This window comes from Azoarcus sp. CIB (assembly GCF_001190925.1).
Classification (GTDB): Bacteria; Pseudomonadota; Gammaproteobacteria; order Burkholderiales; family Rhodocyclaceae; genus Aromatoleum.
The window spans coordinates 3,620,371-3,638,837 of record NZ_CP011072.1; the positions used below are offsets into that span (position 1 = coordinate 3,620,371).

An 18,467-nucleotide genomic window follows, 5' to 3' on the forward strand; every position below is an offset into this window, starting at 1 on the left:
GGCGGCACGCAGCCATCGCACCGCCGCGGGCCGTAAATACGATTGTTGGCTAGCGGACCGTATAGCGAAACGAGCCGCGCTTGTCGGCACTCACCTTGATCGCGTTGATCGCAGCCCCCTCCACCATGCGGACGAGCGCAGCCTCCGCAATGTCCGGCAACAGACTGCCATTGAGGATGTGATCGACGTTGCGGGCGCCCGAATCGGTCTCGGTGCAGCGCTGCAGCACCGCGCCGACGATCTTCTCGTCCCAATCGAAGCTCGCCTGGTGGTTGGCTGCCACCCGCTCGCCGATGCGGCGCAGCTTCAGCCGGATGATCTCGGTGAGCACCTCGTCCGAAATCGGGTAATAGGGAATCACCTTCATGCGCCCCAGAAAGGCCGGCTTGAAGTTCTGGTACAGCACCGGACGCAGGGAGTCGCCGAGCTCGTCCGCCGAAGGCATATCCCGCTTCGCCTTGTTCAGGCAGGCATGCATGATCTGGCTCGAGCCGACGTTGCTGGTGAGGATGACCAGCGTATTGCGGAAGTCGACCTCCCTGCCCTCCGCGTCGTCGAGCACGCCCTTGTCGAAGACCTGGAAGAACAGTTCCAGAACGTCCGGATGCGCCTTCTCGACCTCGTCCAGCAACACCACGCAATAGGGGTTCCGGCGCACCGCCTCGGTCAGCACGCCGCCTTCGCCGTAGCCCACGTAGCCCGGAGGCGAGCCCTTCAGACCGGACACCGAGTGCACCTCCTGGTACTCACTCATGTTCAGCGTCACGAGCTTGCGCTCTCCGCCGTACAGGATGTCCGCGAGCGCGCAAGCGGTCTCGGTCTTTCCGACACCCGAGGGACCGACGAACAGGAACACGCCCTTGGGCTTGTTCGGATCCTCCAGGTTCGCACGTGCGGTGCGAACGCGCTGCGCGATCGCCTCCAGGGCATGGGACTGGCCGATCACGCGCTCCTCCAGCAGAGGCTTGAGCTGAAGCACCGTCGCGATCTCGTCCTTCACCATCCTGCCGAGCGGAATGCCGGTCCAGGCGGAGATGATCCCCGCCACGACGTTTCCGTCGACCTGCAGCGGCACCATCGGATCTTCACCCTGCAGGGAGTGCAGCTCGTCGGATAGGGACTGCAGGGACCGCTCCGGGGCATCCGCCACGGAATCGCCACGATGACGCCCGCGCAAGACGCCGATCTGCGCGACCAGCGACTTCTCGCGCTCGTGACGCGCTCGCAGCCCCTGCAGTTCCGCTTCGACGGACGCAGCCTGCAGGCCGATTTCGGTCAGGCGCGTGGTGTGTCCGGCGCCATCTTGCGCCTCGCGCTCCAGCGCGGCCGCCTCCGCGCGCAAACGCGCGAGCAATTTCTCGGCATCGTCGATACGGGCCGGCACCGCGCTGTGCGACAGGGCGACCCGGGCGCAAGCGGTGTCGAGCACGCTGATCGCCTTGTCTGGAAGCTGTCGGCCGCTGACGTAACGGTGCGATAAACGCACGGCCTCGGTCACCGCGTCGTCGAGCACGCGCACGCCGAAGTGCCGCTCCATCAAGGGCACGATGCCCCGTAGCATTGCGGACGCAATGTCTTCCGAAGGTTCCTCGACCTTGACGACCTGAAAGCGGCGCGCGAGGGCCGCATCCTTTTCGAAGTATTTCTTGAACTCCGCCCAGGTCGTCGCCGCTACGGTACGCAACTCGCCGCGCGCAAGGGCCGGCTTGAGGAGGTTCGCCGCATCGTTCTGCCCCGCCTGCCCGCCGGCTCCGATAATGGTATGGGCCTCGTCGATGAATAGCACGATCGGCACCGGGCTCGACCGCACTTCGTCGATGACGCTGCGCAGCCGGTTTTCGAACTCGCCCTTCACACTCGCACCGGCCTGCAGCAGCCCCATGTCGAGCGCATGCAGCTCGACGCCCTGCAGCGCCTCCGGGACGTCGCCGTCGGCAATGCGCTGCGCCAGCCCCTCGACGACGGCGGTCTTGCCGACACCCGCCTCGCCGGTCAGGATGGGATTGTTCTGGCGGCGTCGCATGAGGATGTCGATGACCTGCCGGATTTCGGCATCGCGCCCAATCACCGGATCGAGACTGCCTTCGCGCGCAGACCGGGTGAGATTGGTCGTGTAGCGTTCCAACGCCGGGTTCGTGCGCTGCCCGTCGATGTCCGACGACTCGCTACCGTCGGCCGCACGTTTGTCGGAATCCGCACCCGTCCCGCTGACTTCGCGCGACTCCGCCGACTCTGCGGTGACCTCGTCGAAATTGTGCTTCAGGTCGTCCGCACGCACGCGAGCAAACAGCGCCGAAGCACGCAGGGCGAGCTGCGACAGACCGGGTTCGGTCAACATCGCCAGCAGGAGATGCCCCGAGCGGATGCGTGGCATGCGCGCATCGAGCGATGCGATCAGCCAGGCCTGCTCCAACAGAAGCTGCAACCGCGGGGAGAACACCGGCGTCCGGTCGTTGCCGCTGCGAAGCCGCCCGACCTCGCGCTCCAGATCACGCTGGACGGCCGGAATCCCGATTCCGCTGCGTGCCAGAACGACCGCGAAGTCGCTCGCCGGCTGTTCGCACAGCGCAAGGAACACGTGTTCCAGATCCACTTCGTAATGGCCGCGTGCCATACAGAGGTTGGCGGCACGTTCGATGGCACCGCGGCAAATCGTGTTGAGCTTGCAGATCAGAGTCTTGAGGGATGTAGTCATGGCCGTGCGGAGACGAGGTAAGAAATGGTTGCTCAATAGAGGGCGCCGGGCGAGTACACGGCATCGTCCCGGTCGCACGTGGATAGGCGCGAGGCCAGGAAAGCGTCGCGCCCGAGGCGCGGCGGCGAACCGGCCCCAAGTGCCGCTGGCCTGACATCGACGGCACGCAGGCAAGGCCGGATTTCGTATTCGAACTGATGCCCGGTCGCGAGCAGCAACAGTTTCGCCAAGGCGGCTGCCGACTCGCCGCCGGGAAGAAATGCGTGATAATCGGCCACGGCAAGTGGCCCCACGTGGATCCTTACCCTCAGATTGCGCTGCCATACGCGTTCGCCCGACAGCGCGGTGCGGCCCAGCGCAGCATTGCGTCCGCCGAGCGTGGTGCGCTGATCGATGGGCAGCGCATACCACGCTCCGACGAACTGCTCGACGCGCACAACTGCGCGAAAATGTCCGGCAAGGATGCGTTCGAGCGCCTTCGCCGACAACGGCCGCTGCGCGAGGAGCGTCGTCACGCGGGCAATCGCCTCGTCCTCGATGCGCCCCGGGCCGTCTCGCATCCGCTCCCGCAAGGCGTCGAATCCCAGCCCCGCCACCGACAGCACCAGCGGCAGGAAGCGGTTGCGGCGATCGCTTTCGTACTGCAACGGCAGGCGGTACTTCTTCCACGCGAGGTAGAACTGCGCGACCGCCCGGTTGGAGAAGATGTCGAGCAGGGCACGCGCGGCACGATCGCGGTGAATGCGCTCACGTTCCGAGATGCGCTCGGTGTAATGGGCGGGCAAGGCGCCATGCACCCCCAGGAGCCCGATCGCGTACGGCGTGATGTCGACCCTGCTCAAGCCGGGCGCTCCGTCGTCGCCCTCGTCCTCGTGCCGCCACGCCTCAAGCACTTCGATCTCGGCGGGAGCGAAACCCTGGTGCAGCGTATTGCGGAAGCGGATGCGCGCCGACAGGACATCGGCGCCGTGCCGGCGCGCGGAGCCCTCGTCGCGGAACAGGCCGTCGAGCAGACGCACGGCCTGAAAGAATTCAAACCGGTACGGCTCCTCGACGAGCTGCTCGATCAGGCCAGGATCGAATCGCCCGAGCGCGGCTCGCATCGAACGAGCTCCTCCCCTGTCCTGACCGAAACGAGCACGAGTTGCACGAAACTGTTCAGCTGCACGTAAAGACCGAGGAAACGGTCGATGACCCGCGCAAAGACGTCGAGACCGGCGCCGACGAAACTGTCCTCGTCGACCGTCAGTCGCACTTCGACCCCCCGAACGAAACTTGCGAAGGGCCGCCCGGCCATCCAGCAGGTCTTCTCCTGCTGCTCGATGCCGCGGATCCCGTCGATCTGGCGCCGTGACACGGCCGTCCGGCGCACATCATAAAGGCCGAGCATTTCCTTGAAGGCGGCGAGGCCGTTCCCGGTAAGGGAAAGGTGATTGAGTGACAGGTGCGAGATCAGGCGCCACAGACCATCCCGTTCATGGCTGAAGCGACACGGCATCGTCGGCACGCGCAACAGCCGGATCGCACGTGCCGCGCCGCCTTCGGCGTGGAGGTCGCCGCCCTCGAGGCCGATCGCGAGCCGCGCCGGAAGATCGCGGTTCGTACACGTCAGCGACACGCTCAGGATGTCGGTGCCGGGCTTGAGCGGATCGAAGCCGGCATCGACGATCGTGAGCGCGGTCTCGTAGCCGGGACTGCGCTCCGCGATGCGTGCGTCGCGTTGTGCATGCCAGTAATGACCATCCCGCTCAGGCGTTTCGCCGTGGCGCAGGGAAAAGAACGGGCGATATTCGGTCTGCGCCTCGCCATCCGGCCTGCGGCTCACGCGGCGGACCGCGTCGATCGAGTAGACCTCGTAGGCATGCGCCTGTCGTCCGTCGGCGACTACGGGATACGTGGATGTGCGCCCCGTGAGGCGGATCGGGTCGCCGGGCCGCTGGAACAGATTGACGACCGGCACGCAGCCGAGCTTGAGTGAATCGCCGCTCAGCCCGGCGAGAAGCCGCGCGATCTCGCCGTCCGGTCGCACGTCCTTGAATGCGAAATGAACGCGGATCTGCCCCTCCCGACGCGCGGGAGCCGGCAGCCGGGAAGGAAGCACGTCAAAGAAGTTGTACTTCTCGGGAAAGGCGAAGTACTCGGTCAGGTGACGGTAAGCGTCATGGGCGTTGTCGGGAAAATCGACGAGCGCTTCATCGGCCGCCAAGCCGACCTCTCCTATCACCGCGCCGTCGACCGCATGCCAGGCACCATCCCCCGTTTCCACCCACGTCCGCAACACGCGCAGGAACAGCGCATCGCGCAGCGCGGCTGCGACGGACGGCTCCGCATCAATGTACAGCCGCACCCGCTCGACACCACCTATCCCTCCGGCTCCCTGAACGGCCAACCGCAATGACAGCATGCCCGATACGCCGAGCGGCGCGCGCACGGCCGCAGGGATGCTCGCAACCGCCTGAAAGCGGAATTCCTCGATGCGTAGCGGCAACAGCTCGACCCGCCATGCGGTGCGGAAACGACAGGAGACGCCGTTCACGGGCCGCGACCGCAGTTCCGCTCCCCGCTCGAACACGGCCGGACGCGAAAGTTGCGATTCCCCGCCCGCGCTGTCGAAATGCGCGATCGAACATGCCGGGAAAGGGCAAAGATAGTGCGGATACAGGACCTGCAGCAACGCCTCGGTAAACAGCGGGTACGAGTCTTCGAGCTTCTTCGATATACGGGCCGACAGCAGTGCGAAGGATTCGATCATCCGCTCGACGTGCGGATCGTCGCATCCCTCTCCGTTCAGCAGCAGCCTCGCGGCAATCTTCGGATAGCGTTCGGCGAACTCGCGGGAATGGCCGCGCAGAAATGCAAGCTCGCGCTCGTAATAGGGTAGAAGGTCTTCCATTTCAATTCTGACCGCTACGCGGAGCCTGCCGATTTACCGAATAGAGAAGGGTTGTCGGCTGCAACAAGGCGTCGAAATTCACCGGCTCGCGTGCGGGACGGACAACGAGCAGGGCCTTGATTGAAAAATACAGCGCATTGACCGAGCGTCGATCCAGTTCGATCCTGACTTCGACATTGCGCAGTCGCGGCTCGTGACGAGCAATTGCCGTCTCGATCGAGCGGCAGATCGCCGCACGATCGTTCGGATTGTTGAGGCTCATCGCCGCAAAATCCCTCAGCCCGTAAGTGAGCGGCGATTGCGCCGCTTCGGGGTGGTACAGGGCCAGCGACTCATCCACCGTCGTGCGCGCATTGAGAAGGGCCTCAAGATCGCGGGCAACCGTGTCCTTCAGTTGCTCGAGCGAAAGCACGGGCCGGGCCGGGCCGGCCGGGCTGTCGTCGAATAGCTTGTCGAAGAAGGTCGGTTCGAACCCTTTCATGATGACGAAGCAGCCCCGACAGCCCCGGCGCCGCTCGTACGCTCCAGATGGATCAGCTCAGGCTCGGAGCATTCTTCGCGAGGTTCCAGGCGCCCTGGATATTGACCTTGCCCGACTTGCTGCCGTCGATATTGAGCTCGTCGTAGGTCCATTTAACCGCCGAATACTTCAGTGCGAAGGTTTCGGACGGAATGCCTTCGCTCGAGACGGACGGAGACACCGACGAAATCAGTACGTTCTTGAGCTCGATCTTCAGGTATTGGTGCCGGTTCTGCGTGCCGCTCGGATTGCCGGTGGTGTTCTTGCCGCCGAACGCGCGGTAGAAATACACGATCGCGTCGTTGACGATGAGTCCCGAGGAGCAAGCTTGGTAGAGCTTGGGACTGGCGCCGTCGATATCCTTCACGAAGATCATCTCGCCGTGTTCGCAGCGCTCGGCCGAGTGCCCGCCGGCACTCGAGGCCGTGGCCGATTTCGGCTGGCGGATGTTGTGCGACCACGAGTACACCTCGACCTGGTCCTTGTGCTTGGTGTCGCGCGAATCTCCCTTGAGGTCGCTGCCCTTGAATTCGATGTAGATATCCTTCATTGCCTTCAGATCCTTGAATTAGTCGAACAATCAGGCCTTGCCGGACTGCGGCAGCTCTGCAACCAGCCGCAGCGAAACCGAAAGCTCGTCGAGCTGAAAATGGGGACGGATGAACGAAACGGCACGGTAGACACCGGGACGTCCGGGAACTTCGTCCACCTCGATGGAGGCTTCGCGCAGGGGGAACTGCGCCTTGGTTTCCTGCGAAGCCGTGTCGTCGGCGGTAACGTACTGGTCGATCCACCGCTGCAGGTACATCTCGACATTGGCGGCACTGGCAAAGCTGCCGATCTTGTCGCGCATCATCGCCTTCATGTAATGCGCGATGCGGCACACGGCGAAGATGTATTGCAGCTGTGCCGAGAGCGACGCATTGGCATTGGCCGCATCCGTGTCGTAACGCCGTGCCTTCTGCGTCGACTGCGCGCCGAAGAACGCCGCGTAGTCGGTGTTCTTGCAATGGACGAGCGGAATGAAGCCGAGGTCGCTGAGCTCCTTTTCGCGCCGGTCGGTGATCGCGATCTCGGTCGGGCACTTCAGTGCCACCTCTCCTTCACCCGTGCGGAAGGTGTGCGCCGGCAAGTCCTCGACCAGGCCACCTCCCTCCACACCGCGGATTGCCGCACACCACCCGTGGTTCTCGAAAGCGGTCGTGAGGCGCGCCCCGAAAGCGAAGGCTGCGTTGCACCACAGGTACTTCGAGTGATCCGCACCGTCGACGTCCTCGACAAAATTGAACCCCTCGGTGGTCGTTCCGTCGATCGGGTTGTACGGCAGGCGCCCGAGGAAACGCGGCAGCGTGAGACCGACATAACGCGCGTCCTCAGAGTCACGATAGGATTTCCACTTCGCGTACTCGACGGTATCGAACACCTTCGACAGGTCCCGTGGCCTGCTCAGCTCGACGTAGGATTCGAGGCCGAAGAGTTCGGGCGAGGCCGAAGTGATGAAAGGTGCATGCGCCGCCGCGGCAACGTGCGACATCTGTTCGAGCAGGTAAAGATCTTCCGGCTGGCGCGTCATATCGTACTGGCCGAGCAGGACGCCGAAGGGCGAGCCGCCGAAAGTGCCGAACTCCTCCTCGTACACCTTCCGGAAGAGCGCACTCTGATCGAACTCGATCGCGGTCTTGAAATCCTTGACGAGATCGCGCTTGGTCGCGTTCATCATCTTGATCTTCAGCTGGGGACCGGTCGATGTCTGGCGGCAGAGGTAATGCAGCCCGGTCCAGGCACTCTCCAGCGCCTGAAACTGCGCAGCATGCATCACCTCGCTGAGTTGCTCCGAGATGAGGCGGTCGAGATCGGCCAAACGTGCATCGAGCGAGGCGGAGAGGTTCTCAGACACGACGACCTCGCCGTCCAGGACCTGCCTGGCCAGCTCTCCGATGATGTCCCGCGCATGACTGCGTTCCGATTCCGAGCGGGCGACCCGGCTCTCCTCGATGATGCGATCCAGCAGGGGAAGATCGGCCCCGCCGCCGACCGGAGTGACGGACGCTTGCGGCATCGTGCTCATTGCTCATCCCTCGAATCGCCGGTGGCGGCACCTGCACCGATGGAGCGCAACTTCTCGGTGTTGCCGAGGACGTCGCTCAAAAGGTCGTCGAGTTTCTCGTTGCCCGCCAGCTTGTTGCGAAGTTCCGCGAGCCGGGCGCGCGCTTCCAGCAATTTTCGCAGGGGTTCCACCTGACGTGCGACCGACTCGGGGCGAAAATCCTCGAAACTGCGGAACGTGAGATCGACAGCCAGTTCGCCGCCGTCGTCGGATAGCCGGTTCCTGACCCGGAATGCCGCTCGCGGCGCGAGGGCGTCCATCACGTCGTCGAAATTGTCGACGTCGATCGCGACGAACTTCCGGTCGCGCAGCTTTGACTCGCCGACTTCGCTTTGCCCGGCGAAATCGCCGAGCACGCCCGCCACAAACGGCAACTCCTTCTGTTCGACGGCGTCACCCTTTTCCACGTCATAGGTGAGCTGCACACGCGGCGGCCTGACCTTCTGCAGACGCTTCTGAATACTTTCCTTCCTGGACACGATAGCCTCCTGACAAGTCCCCGGCGCGCCCTGCGCCACCCCCGTCGATGTCGCTTACTTCAGCGCGCCGAAGGGCCCCGAACCGCTCGCGGCAGTCGCTGCGGGCGGCTGCCCTGCGCTCGCGGCAGGCATGGACTTCTTCACACGAGCCTTCGGCTTTACCTTCGCCTTCTGATTCTTCTGGCGCTCTTCCTCCAACCGGCGCGCCTCGAGCTCTTCCGGCGTGGGGGGGGGAATGAGCACCGACTCGCCCAGGGACTCGCGCATCACCTTGGCCAGCGCAACGGCATCGCCACGTGCGGAACCGGTCATTTCCGTATCGCTCCGCAAATCCGCCAGGGATTCCGTCGCCACGCGCAGCCCGCTCACGGCCCGCACGCTCTTGGCGACGCGGTCTGCGGGATCGCGTTGCAGCACCTCTCCTGCCGCCACGATCGCTTCGCCGTATTTGCCGCCATCGAACTGGATCCGCGCGATGCGCACCCACGGCTCCTTCGACTCAGGACCGAGTTCCGCTGCCTTCGACAGCAGGCCCACCGCCTCATCCCGCTTGCTCTCGGAAAGCAGCTGATCGACCTGCACGGTCGTCGTCTTCAGATACTGCGAATAGTCGTCTTGGGACATCTTCTGCGGCGTCGATGCACAGCCCGTAACAAGCAGAGCCATCGCCAAAGCCGCCGCCGTACCTGGATTTCCGATCTTCATTACAAACCCCGAATTATCGATTTGTCATAACGGCATTGCGCCGCAAAGCTGGGCATAGTACATTTGCATCGATACAAAACGCAATCTTTTGGCATTCTTTTTTATGCTATACGCCTCACCAAGAGATTCTTGCGCAGGATCGACGAGGCTCTTGCCCATCCCCCTGCTTGCCGCGCTGACCGCCATACTGATTCCCTTGGCGGCCGGCTGCTCGACCGTGTCGGCACTGCAGATCGCCGGAACCGTGGCGGGGGTGGCGCTGGAAGCGGCGGGACTGAAGAAGGGCGGCGAACGGCCCGCCGGCGAGGCCGTGCACCCGGTCGTGATGACCCTTTCGACAGGCCCCGCGACCAATGCCACCCAGAACGGCGAAGCGCTCGCGCTTGTCGTGCGCATCTACCAGCTGCGCAGCAACACGGCCTTTGCCCGTGTCACCTACGCACAGGCCAGCACGCCCGAAGCCGAACGCGGTGCGCTGCAGGATGATCTGGTGACGGTGCGCGAGCTGACCCTGCTGCCCGGCAAAACGTACCGGTTCGAGGAACAGGTGCCGGACCAGGTGAAGGTGATAGGCGTCGCGGCGCAATTCCATCGCCCTGCCGCAAACCGCTGGAAACTCGCGTTCGATCGCGAGGCATCGCAAAAGACCGGCATCGCGATCGCATTCCATGCCTGCGCGATGACTACCGGGACGGGCGAACTCGCCCAACCCGCAACAACAGTTTCCGTCCGCTCGCTGTCGGGCGTCCGCTGTACCTGACCGAGGAAGCGCAGATCACCGTGACACCGCACAAGATCCTATGGGGCGAAGGACTCTTCCTTCGCCCGCAGCATTTCCAGCAGCAGGATGCGCGTTACGAGACCGGCATCCGCAGGGCCATGCTCACGGCCGAACCGTTCGCCTGGGGCGTACGCGCACTGGAGCTCGACCGCGATGCGCTCGCGAGCGGGTCATTGCGCATCGACCGTCTCGACGTGGTGCTGCCCGATGGCGAAATCTATCTCGCGCCGGGGGAGGACCGTCTTCCGCCACCTCTCGCGCTCGATCATCTCGACTGGGACGCCGGCCACGTCGATCTCCATCTGGCGCTCCACCACCTGCGCGACTTCGGCAACAACTACGACTCGGGCGACGGCAACGCCGCCGGTTGCCGTTACGTGCTCGACACCTGCCAAGTGTCGGACCTGTTCACCGACGCGGTCCAGGCCGAAGTCGGGGTGCTACGCAAGCAGGCACGCCTGATCGCCGGCACACAGGCGCCCGATCAATACCTGACGCTTCCACTAGTACGCATCCGCAAGACCACGACCAACGGCTACGAGATCGACCCGGGCTTCATTGCGCCGAGCCTGCGCGTGGACGGTGCTCCGGCCCTGCACCTGATGTTGCGGCGCCTCCTCGATTCGCTCCAGGCGAAGGTCGACGCCCTGTACGGCTTCCACCGCGAACCGTCCAAGAACGTCATCGAATTCCGCTCCGGCGACATCGCGTCCTTCTGGCTGCTGCATACGGCGAGCAGCGCCTTCGCAGCCCTCGCGCACATCCACAGGAATCCTTCGCTCCACCCCGAGCGCCTGTATCAGGAACTGCTGCGCCTGGCGGGCGGACTGATGACGTTCTCGAAGACGCACACGCTCGCCGACCTGCCCGCCTACGAGCACGGACGCCCTTCCTCGTGCTTCGGGAAGATCGACGGGATACTGCGCAATCTGCTGGAAACCGTGATTTCGACGCGCTATTTTGCGATCAGCCTGGACGAGCAGAAACCCTCGTTCCATCTGGGCCGGATCGATTCCGACAAGGTCACGCAAGATGCCCGGTTCTTCCTCGCGGTGTCGGCATCACTGCCACTGTCGGAGATCATCGAGTCGGTGCCCGCCCGCTTCAAGGCGGGCGCGCCGGACGACGTCGACAAGCTCGTGCTCTCGGCCATGGGCGGCGTATCGCTGACCCACTGCGCCCAGGTACCGCCCGCGATCCCGGTACGCCCCGGTGCCTGCTACTTCAGCCTGGATCCCCACGGCCACCTCTACGAACGCATGCTCAAGGCGCGCAGCATCACGATCTACGCGCCGGCCGGCTACCCCGAACTCAAGCTCGAGCTCATCGCCGTCATTTCATGAACGCCAATCCGTCGATCTTCGCCGAAACCGCCCCTGCCCGCACGGCGCACACGTCTTCCGCTGCCAGAACCACTCTTGCGGACCTGCTGTACGAGGGGTTCTACATGGTGTTCCTGCTGAAGAACAACAAGACGCCCCGCGATGCCCGCGAGTTTTCCGAGAGCGTCACGGGCTTCCTCACCGATTTCGAACGACAGGGAAAGAAGCAGGACTTCGCGCCCGAGGACATCTTCGACGCCAAATACGCCTTCTGCGCAACCGTCGACGAGGCGATCCTGTCCTCGCGCCTCTCGATCCGCGACGACTGGGAGCGGCGTCCGCTGCAGCTGAGTCTGTTCGGCGACCAGCTCGCCGGGGAATACTTCTTCGACAAGCTCGGCGCGGCCCGTGACGCCGGTGCGCGGCGGATACAGGCACTGGAGGTGTTTCACATGTGCCTGCTCCTCGGCTTTCGCGGCAAGTACCTGCTCGAAGGCCCCGAGAAGCTCGCCTACCTGACGGCCCGCCTCGGCGAGCAGATCGCCCACATCAAGGGCCGCAAGGCGAGTTTCGCCCCCCACGGCGCCCGCCCCGACAGCATTGCGCACGAACTGAGGCGCAGCCTGCCCGCATGGGTCACCGTCGCGGTGGTGGCACTCAGCGCGTTGGTCGCGTACACCGGTATCCGCACCCACCTTGCGCACGAAACGCAGGCAACCCTCGCCGAGTACCGCGACATCATCAAGGTTGCCGCGAAGCGTCCCCACATCACTATCACCCTGCCCTGAACGCGATGCAAGGCACCGTTTTCGAGGCATTGCTGTCCCAGCATTCGCGGTTGATCGAGATCCGCTCGGCGGTACCGGCGCCACTGCTCGTCGAAAGCATGTCGGGATGCGAAGCCGTCAACGCGTTATTCCGCTTCGATGTCGACTGCATCGCAACGGATGCCTACCTCCCCCTGTCCGAGTTCCTCGGCACCCAGTTCGCCCTACGCTTGCGCCTCGCGGACGGAAGCCTGCGCACTTGGCACGGGTACTGTACCCACTCGGCGCCGCTCGGAAGCGACGGCGGATTCGTGCGCTACCGCCTCACGCTCGAACCCTGGCTCGCGCTGCTCGCTCAGGGACGGCGCAGCCGCGTGTATCAGGATCTCGACCTGCGCGGCCTGTGCGACACCTTGTTCGCGGGCTACCGGATGCACGCTAACTGGCGCTTCGACGTCACCCGGACGTTGCGCCGGCGCAGTCTCTGCATCCAGCACCGCGAGAGCGATCTCGACTTTCTCCTGCGACTGCTCGCCGAAGAAGGCATCTCCTTCCGCTTCGAGCACGAACAGACGCAGCAGGACGACACCGCCGCCGAACGTGCGCGGCACTGCATGGTTCTCTTCGACCACAATGCCGCACCTGCGCCGGGGCTTCAGGACCGCATCCGCTTCCATCGCGCGGACGCAACCGAAACCGACGACACCATCCAGACCCTGGCGGACGAGCACCGGGTCGGCGCCAACGCCGTCAGCCGCAGCTCCTGGGACTACCGCAGCTTGGTTGCAACGGCCGCGCAGGCCCGCAGCGGCCTCGACGGCGGAGACCTGCCCCCTATCGAGGAGCATGACGGCAGCGGCGCGTACCGCTACGAGTCGGAAACTGCCGCCACCGAGCACGCCGATCTCGCCCTTGCCGGGCATGAGGCGCGCTACCGGCGTCTCGGAGGTGATGGCAGCGTGCGCGGCCTGGCCGCCGGTACGCATTTCACGCTGGAAGGCCATGCGCAGTTCATCGGCGAGAACGCGAACTTCGCCGTCCTCAGCGTCGACCATCGGGCCGCGAACAACCTCGGCAGCGGTGCTGCGGCACTCCTGCCGACCCAAGGCATTGAGCGCGGAAGCTATCGCAACGAATTCGTCCTGCAGCCCGCGGCGGCTCCCATGCTGCCCATGCCGCGCAGGAAGCCGGCCGCTCAGCCAGAGACCGCCCTCGTGGTCGGCGAGGCCGGCGCCGCGCTGAGCACCGATCGCGATCATCGCATCAGGATCCAGTTCCACTGGCAGCGTGGCGAACGCCCCAACCCGGGCGGCCTTGCGACGACGGACCTGGCGAACGGCGACGAACTCGCGCCCGGCGACGAGCGCAGCGGCACCTGGGTGCGCGTGGCCGAATGGCTGTCGGGGCCCGACTGGGGCAGTCACTTCCTGCCACGGACCGGCACCGAAGTGCTGATCGACTTCGTCGACGGCGACATCGACCGCCCGCTCGTCGTCGGCCAGCTTTACGGCGGCATCGATCTGCCCCCCTTCAGCGCGGGCGAGGCGAGCGGCGCCAACCACCCCGGCGTCATTTCCGGCTGGAGCAGCGACACCCACGCGGGGGACGGACAGGGCTTCAACCAGTGGCTCGCCGACGATACGCCGGGACAGCTTCGCACTCGCCTCGCGACCAGTCACGCGGCGTCGCAACTGTCGCTCGGCCATCTGGTCGAGCAGGCGCCGCACAGCCTCGTGCGCGGCCCATGGCGCGGCGCCGGCCTCGAACTGCGCACCGACGGCTGGCTGGCCCTACGCGCCGGAGACGGCGTGCTCATCTCATCCACCGCCCGCCCGCAGGGCGCATCGACCCAGATGGACGTCGCCGAAGCGGTCGCGCAGCTGCGCGGCGCCGAACAGACGGCGCAGGCCCTGTCCGACGCCGCGATGGCGCAATCGGCCCGCCCGCTTGCTGCCAACACCAGGCAGAGCGGGTTCATCGACGCCCTCGACGCGACACGCGAGGGACACTTCACCGGCAGTGCCGGTGGCCAGGATGCCATGAAGGCCCGCCCCGGCAGCCGCACCCCCACGGAACGCTTCGCACAGCCATTCATCGTCACCGAGGGGCCGGACGACATCGGGCTGTCCACCCCGGCCAGCACGCTCCTTTTCGCCGGCGCCCACCTTCACGCGACGGCGCAAAAGGACTTCCACGCTGCGTCTGCCCGCAGCTTCAGCGTCACGGTCGGCGCTGGCGCGAGCTGGTTCAGTCACTCCGGCGGGATCAGGAGCATCGCCGCGGCCGGCAGCCAGACGATCCAGGCGCACACCGACGCGATGGAGATCCTCGCTGACCAGTCGGTAAGCATCACCAGCTCGAACGACGAGATCCACGTCCTCGCCAAGGACCGCATCGTGCTGCAGGCGGGGCAGTCATCGGTGACGCTGCAGGGGGGGAATATTACTTTCGCCTGCCCGGGGACGTTCTCGGTGAAGGGGGCGGGGCATGCGTTCGAGGGGCCGGCCACGAATCCCGTCGCCGCTGCTCACCTACCCTCCGACAAAGTCAGCATCCCTCCCGAGAAGGTCGAATTCCGCTATGCGTACCACGATGGAGAACCCGTCAAGGGTGCGGAGTATTCCGCCTATCTGTCAGACGGCTCCACGCGACACGGCCGCCTCGACGAGCAGGGTTACATGCACCTGGAAAACATCAAACCCGGAGGCGTCGAGATCCGCGTGGGCAGCGACATCCGGCCCTACATGAATTTCAAGCTTCCGGCCCGGCCGGATGAAGACCTCGACACCTGGATCAAGGGCTGAGTGTTGTTGCGGGGTGCCGCATGAGCTCTCCATCCTGGCGACGGATGCTGAACAACAGATCAATGCGAATAACTATTCATGGATGAAATCCTCGATCGCACCTGGAACGGCATGGGCGAAGCTTGGGAGTGGCTTCGCGGCGTCATCCTCGGTGAATGGGAAGATAACAAGTCCACCAGCCAAGTAGTCAGCGATGCGCTGGCCGGCATGGTGCCCGGCATCGGCAGCATCATCACCTTACGCGATCTGATTGCCGTCATCGTGCGTCTGGCCAAGCATCCCGAGAAGCGCGAAAACGTCGACGAGTGGATTCTGCTCATCGCCATGCTGTTCCCGCTGATCATGACCGTCCTCGGTGCAGTGGTAGCAGGCGTCGGCGCCTTGGTAGGCGCGGAGCTGGGTGGCTTCCTTCGAGCCGTGGCCCTGATGCTGGTGAAGAAAGGCGGCGTCGGCCTGAGGGCCATCCTTGAATTTCTCCAAGGGCACGGCTACGGCAACGCAGCCGCGGCCCTCGGCGAAATCAAGTTCAGCCGGTATCGGCAGGCAGTCGTCGACGGCTTGAACGCACAGATCGACAAGCTCACCAACCTTGTGCACGGATTCCAGACCCGCCTGAAAGCGCTTTCTCCCGACTCCCTTCCCCGCTGGCTTCCTGGACGCGCGCGGATGATGCAAGCCATCGCTTATGCCCCAACCCTGATCAAGCAACTCGAAGAACTTCGAGCCACCGGGCGCAGGATGATCCCGCTGGCGCTCATCGAGATGGACAATCGCCTCGCTGCACTTCTGGCCGGCGACCTGCGGGCCGCCACGCAGATGCGGCACACGATCGCCACGGGGCTGCCGGCACCGGCGGTCGTTAGACTCGAAACCCACACCGCCCACCCGCATGGTGGCACGACCCTCCGCAATGGCGCGCCGCCAGAGCCGCACAACACTCGCCGCCAGCCCGAACGGCACATTGTCGCCCTAGCCGGAAAACGCGAATACGCCCGCGTTGATGTGAGCGGCCGCCCGGTGGGCGCCCTGCCCTACGAGCATGGCGTGACACAGGTGGACAATCCACCCCTGAATGAATTCTATTGGCATAAGCTCAGCAAAAAAATACGCGAGGGTTGGCCTGACCTAGCCAAGGAATACAAACCGGGGAAGAATGCGGACGACTATGCAAATTTCGCTGGACACCTCCGACCAGCTTCAACAGCGGCCGGCGATCCTCAGTCCTTCAAGCGCGTCGTCGCCCACGACAAGCCAGATATGGACACGGGCCCCTATTACAATCGTGAGTTACCTCACGACGGACACGACCTGCGCGCCGGATCGGCCGTGAAGGAACCCTGGAACAACGATGGTGAGTATGTAGAGTTGCACGTCCCCCCCGCCGGACACCCCGTCTGGAAGGATCTCCACGCATTGCAGGAAAAGGCTGCCGGCGCACCGGTTCGGTTTGCAGAAGCGCTGAAATTCTGGGAAGGTCCCGCAGCCTCCCAGATCTATCAAATCGAACTGGACGGGGGAAAGAAGATCTTGGACAAGTGGTATCTGCCAGGTGGCAAACCGCAGCAATTCTTTGATCGTGAGCAGTTGAAAGTGCTCAAATTGCGCGGCTTCATCACCGAACGCAAACCCAGCAATTTTCCCGACTTCGATCCTGCCGTAGGGAACATCGTCCCAAAGGATGGCCCCTATCTTGAAGTCCTTCCCCTCAGCACAGCCATTCCGCCCGCGATACCGAAATCATGATGACCGAAACCGAACTGCAGGAAATCATTGCAAGGCAAATGGCCCATTGCACAGCGCGCCGTGCCGATCAGAACATCGTACGCACCGACCATGCTGCGTTGCGCAAGGCGTGGCTCAAGCAACGTTTCGCCTCGTTCGATTACCACGAGTTCCTGCTCCGGCTCCATGAGAAATGGCTCGACTTGCTCTACACAGCGCTTGCCCGGCCCGAGGTGCGACGTGACGACCCCGTGCATTACAAACTCTTCATGGGCCCAGCGAGAGATATCTTCGCCAGGGCGCCGACGCCGGGACGACTAGATCCGCAGCTTTGGGAGCCCGGTCGGCAAGCCGGTTGGGCGCGAGCAATTCTCGACTACGACCGCGACACCGGTCTCGACGTGAGTTCGGCCTGGGAGTGGATGACGGACGAGGAAGAAAGGCGATTCTTCCCCTTGTGGGGATACATGACTCGCGTTGCGCAAAATATCCGGAACACGGTCGATTCCGCGTGGGACGACCCCGCAGACCACGATTGGATTCTCAATGAGCGTTACACCGGCCCCATCGACTGGCCCGCGAACTGGATGGACGAGTTGCCGCGCGAGTCGATCGACGCCGACCGCGGCCACGTCCGCGAGCATCAACCCAACGTCCCCGCTGGGCAGCCCTGCCCCGAAGCAGGGTGGTGGTTCACGCCGGCCAAGACCGGCAGCCGTCGCTATTTCCGGCAGGGCGAGGTGATGCCCGCGCTCGGCGGCGATTACGGTAAGACCTTCTGGCAGTGGTCGCCAGACCAATCCGCACCGCGACTCTGATCGCATGACACTGCTGATCCCGCAGGAAATCTACCTGTTCAAACGCTATTTAGCGCGGACTACTTCAGGAAACTGCGCGACGCCTTCGCCGATTCAAACAGAAAAACGCTACATAAAGCGTGACTCAAGCTTCCACAAGGCTCAGGACACGTGACAGGGGCTCCCTTACGAGTCTAGAACGCCATTGGTCAGATCCCGAGCTGCAGAAGCGCCACTCAGGAGACTACCAGGGCATGATCAGCCCCGTATTCTTCAACCTGGACCGCGTCTCCAAACCCGGAATCAATCCACAGGCGTAATGGAAGGCGGGAAAAGAGACGGGATGGGCCAGCACCATTTCCTACAATTTCAATCGCGGCATGGACTACGCTGGGGTGAACGAGTATCAGGAATTGTCTGACGCGGAACGGCAAAGGCTGAACAAGCTTGTTGGGCAAATGCTGCGCATTCAAGAGAATATTCGTACTACCGTAGAAGACGGATGGGATGTCGACGACATATTTGATACCGACTTGACCGGCACCATCGACTGGCCCCCGAACTGGATGGACGAACTGCCGGCGGAAGTCGTTGCTGCCGCACAGGGCTCAGTTTCGACGCCGCGCCTCAACGTTCCCGCCGGCCACCCTTGCCCAGAAGCAGGCTGGTGGTTTTCGCCCGCTCAAGTGAACAGCCGGCGGTATTTCAAAGAAGGGGAACTCATGCCCGCGCTCGGGGGCGATTACGGCAACACATACTGGCAGTGGTCCCCCGACGAATCCGCACCGCAGTTATGACATGAAGGTGCGATTACCCTGTTCCCTATCTTGAAGTCCTTCCCCTCACCGCGGCTCTGATCGCATGACACCGCTGAT

16 protein-coding genes are annotated in these 18,467 nt (G+C 64.0%); 8 read left to right on the forward strand and 8 right to left on the reverse strand.

All coding sequences use genetic code 11. The annotated features are described in order from the left end of the window. Positions 1–49 precede the first annotated feature (49 nt). From tssH to AzCIB_RS16160, 8 genes are read right to left on the reverse strand one after another with little or no spacing between them, the layout of a single operon-like run. Positions 50–2,695: a type VI secretion system ATPase TssH gene (gene tssH / locus AzCIB_RS16125; protein WP_050416821.1), complete on the reverse strand. Its 2,646-nt coding sequence runs from the start codon at positions 2,693–2,695 to the stop codon at positions 50–52. A gap of 32 nt (positions 2,696–2,727) precedes the next feature. Then, entirely contained in the window at positions 2,728–3,798 is a 1,071-nt protein-coding gene (tssG, locus tag AzCIB_RS16130) for a type VI secretion system baseplate subunit TssG (protein ID WP_050416822.1), read from the reverse strand. Beyond that, positions 3,762–5,588: a type VI secretion system baseplate subunit TssF gene (gene tssF / locus AzCIB_RS16135; RefSeq protein ID WP_050416823.1), complete on the reverse strand. Its 1,827-nt coding sequence runs from the start codon at positions 5,586–5,588 to the stop codon at positions 3,762–3,764. Before tssF ends, tssG begins: the two co-directional genes overlap by 37 nt. A 1-nt stretch (position 5,589) precedes the next feature. Next, on the reverse strand, positions 5,590–6,069 hold the full coding sequence (gene tssE / locus AzCIB_RS16140) for a type VI secretion system baseplate subunit TssE (RefSeq protein WP_050416824.1): 480 nt from the start codon (positions 6,067–6,069) through the stop codon (positions 5,590–5,592). 52 nt (positions 6,070–6,121) lie between these two features. Continuing rightward, on the reverse strand, positions 6,122–6,658 hold the full coding sequence (locus tag AzCIB_RS16145; protein WP_050416825.1) for an Hcp family type VI secretion system effector: 537 nt from the start codon (positions 6,656–6,658) through the stop codon (positions 6,122–6,124). Between the two features lie 30 nt (positions 6,659–6,688). Then, positions 6,689–8,176: a type VI secretion system contractile sheath large subunit gene (gene tssC / locus AzCIB_RS16150; RefSeq protein WP_157058509.1), complete on the reverse strand. Its 1,488-nt coding sequence runs from the start codon at positions 8,174–8,176 to the stop codon at positions 6,689–6,691. Continuing rightward, positions 8,173–8,694: a type VI secretion system contractile sheath small subunit gene (gene tssB / locus AzCIB_RS16155; RefSeq protein WP_050416826.1), complete on the reverse strand. Its 522-nt coding sequence runs from the start codon at positions 8,692–8,694 to the stop codon at positions 8,173–8,175. The genes tssC and tssB overlap by 4 nt, the downstream gene beginning before the upstream one ends. A 54-nt stretch (positions 8,695–8,748) precedes the next feature. Further along, the gene (locus AzCIB_RS16160) at positions 8,749–9,360 is read right to left on the reverse strand and encodes a tetratricopeptide repeat protein (RefSeq protein WP_050416827.1); all 612 of its coding nucleotides are present in this window, start codon (positions 9,358–9,360) and stop codon (positions 8,749–8,751) included. A 190-nt stretch (positions 9,361–9,550) separates the two neighbouring features. Between AzCIB_RS16160 and tssJ the strand changes: the two genes are divergently transcribed. From tssJ to AzCIB_RS16195, 8 genes are all read left to right on the forward strand, one after another. Then, positions 9,551–10,159, forward strand: coding sequence for a type VI secretion system lipoprotein TssJ (gene tssJ / locus AzCIB_RS16165; protein WP_050416828.1), 609 nt, complete (start codon positions 9,551–9,553; stop codon positions 10,157–10,159). Between the two features lie 20 nt (positions 10,160–10,179). Beyond that, a complete protein-coding gene (gene tssK / locus AzCIB_RS16170) occupies positions 10,180–11,523 on the forward strand; it encodes a type VI secretion system baseplate subunit TssK (protein ID WP_050416829.1) in 1,344 nt (447 codons plus the stop codon). Beyond that, a complete protein-coding gene (locus AzCIB_RS16175; protein WP_050416830.1) occupies positions 11,520–12,290 on the forward strand; it encodes a DotU family type IV/VI secretion system protein in 771 nt (256 codons plus the stop codon). Before tssK ends, AzCIB_RS16175 begins: the two co-directional genes overlap by 4 nt. 5 nt (positions 12,291–12,295) lie before the next feature. Then, entirely contained in the window at positions 12,296–15,073 is a 2,778-nt protein-coding gene (locus AzCIB_RS16180) for a type VI secretion system Vgr family protein (protein ID WP_050416831.1), read from the forward strand. A gap of 78 nt (positions 15,074–15,151) precedes the next feature. Then, positions 15,152–16,816, forward strand: a complete 1,665-nt coding sequence (locus tag AzCIB_RS16185; protein WP_050416832.1) for a hypothetical protein — start codon at positions 15,152–15,154, stop codon at positions 16,814–16,816. Next, positions 16,813–17,613, forward strand: coding sequence for a hypothetical protein (locus AzCIB_RS16190; RefSeq protein WP_157058510.1), 801 nt, complete (start codon positions 16,813–16,815; stop codon positions 17,611–17,613). Before AzCIB_RS16185 ends, AzCIB_RS16190 begins: the two co-directional genes overlap by 4 nt. Before the next feature lie 4 nt (positions 17,614–17,617). Further along, on the forward strand, positions 17,618–17,767 hold the full coding sequence (locus AzCIB_RS24270) for a hypothetical protein (RefSeq protein WP_157058511.1): 150 nt from the start codon (positions 17,618–17,620) through the stop codon (positions 17,765–17,767). Positions 17,768–17,987: 220 nt separating this feature from the next. Beyond that, the gene (locus tag AzCIB_RS16195) at positions 17,988–18,389 is read left to right on the forward strand and encodes a hypothetical protein (RefSeq protein ID WP_157058512.1); all 402 of its coding nucleotides are present in this window, start codon (positions 17,988–17,990) and stop codon (positions 18,387–18,389) included. Positions 18,390–18,467 lie beyond the last annotated feature (78 nt).

Bases quoted from the DNA above. Each gene is read 5' to 3' on its own strand.
- AzCIB_RS16160 (WP_050416827.1), bottom strand. From the start codon at position 9,360: ATGGCTCTGCTTGTTACGGGCTGTGCATCGACGCCGCAGAAGATGTCC.
- tssC (WP_157058509.1), bottom strand. From the start codon at position 8,176: ATGAGCACGATGCCGCAAGCGTCCGTCACTCCGGTCGGCGGCGGGGCC.
- tssG (WP_050416822.1), bottom strand. From the start codon at position 3,798: ATGCGAGCCGCGCTCGGGCGATTCGATCCTGGCCTGATCGAGCAGCTC.
- AzCIB_RS16190 (WP_157058510.1), top strand. From the start codon at position 16,813: ATGATGACCGAAACCGAACTGCAGGAAATCATTGCAAGGCAAATGGCC.
- tssF (WP_050416823.1), bottom strand. From the start codon at position 5,588: ATGGAAGACCTTCTACCCTATTACGAGCGCGAGCTTGCATTTCTGCGC.
- AzCIB_RS16175 (WP_050416830.1), top strand. From the start codon at position 11,520: ATGAACGCCAATCCGTCGATCTTCGCCGAAACCGCCCCTGCCCGCACG.
- tssE (WP_050416824.1), bottom strand. From the start codon at position 6,069: ATGAAAGGGTTCGAACCGACCTTCTTCGACAAGCTATTCGACGACAGC.
- AzCIB_RS16185 (WP_050416832.1), top strand. From the start codon at position 15,152: ATGGATGAAATCCTCGATCGCACCTGGAACGGCATGGGCGAAGCTTGG.
- tssH (WP_050416821.1), bottom strand. From the start codon at position 2,695: ATGACTACATCCCTCAAGACTCTGATCTGCAAGCTCAACACGATTTGC.
- AzCIB_RS16145 (WP_050416825.1), bottom strand. From the start codon at position 6,658: ATGAAGGATATCTACATCGAATTCAAGGGCAGCGACCTCAAGGGAGAT.
- AzCIB_RS16180 (WP_050416831.1), top strand. From the start codon at position 12,296: ATGCAAGGCACCGTTTTCGAGGCATTGCTGTCCCAGCATTCGCGGTTG.
- AzCIB_RS24270 (WP_157058511.1), top strand. From the start codon at position 17,618: ATGACACTGCTGATCCCGCAGGAAATCTACCTGTTCAAACGCTATTTA.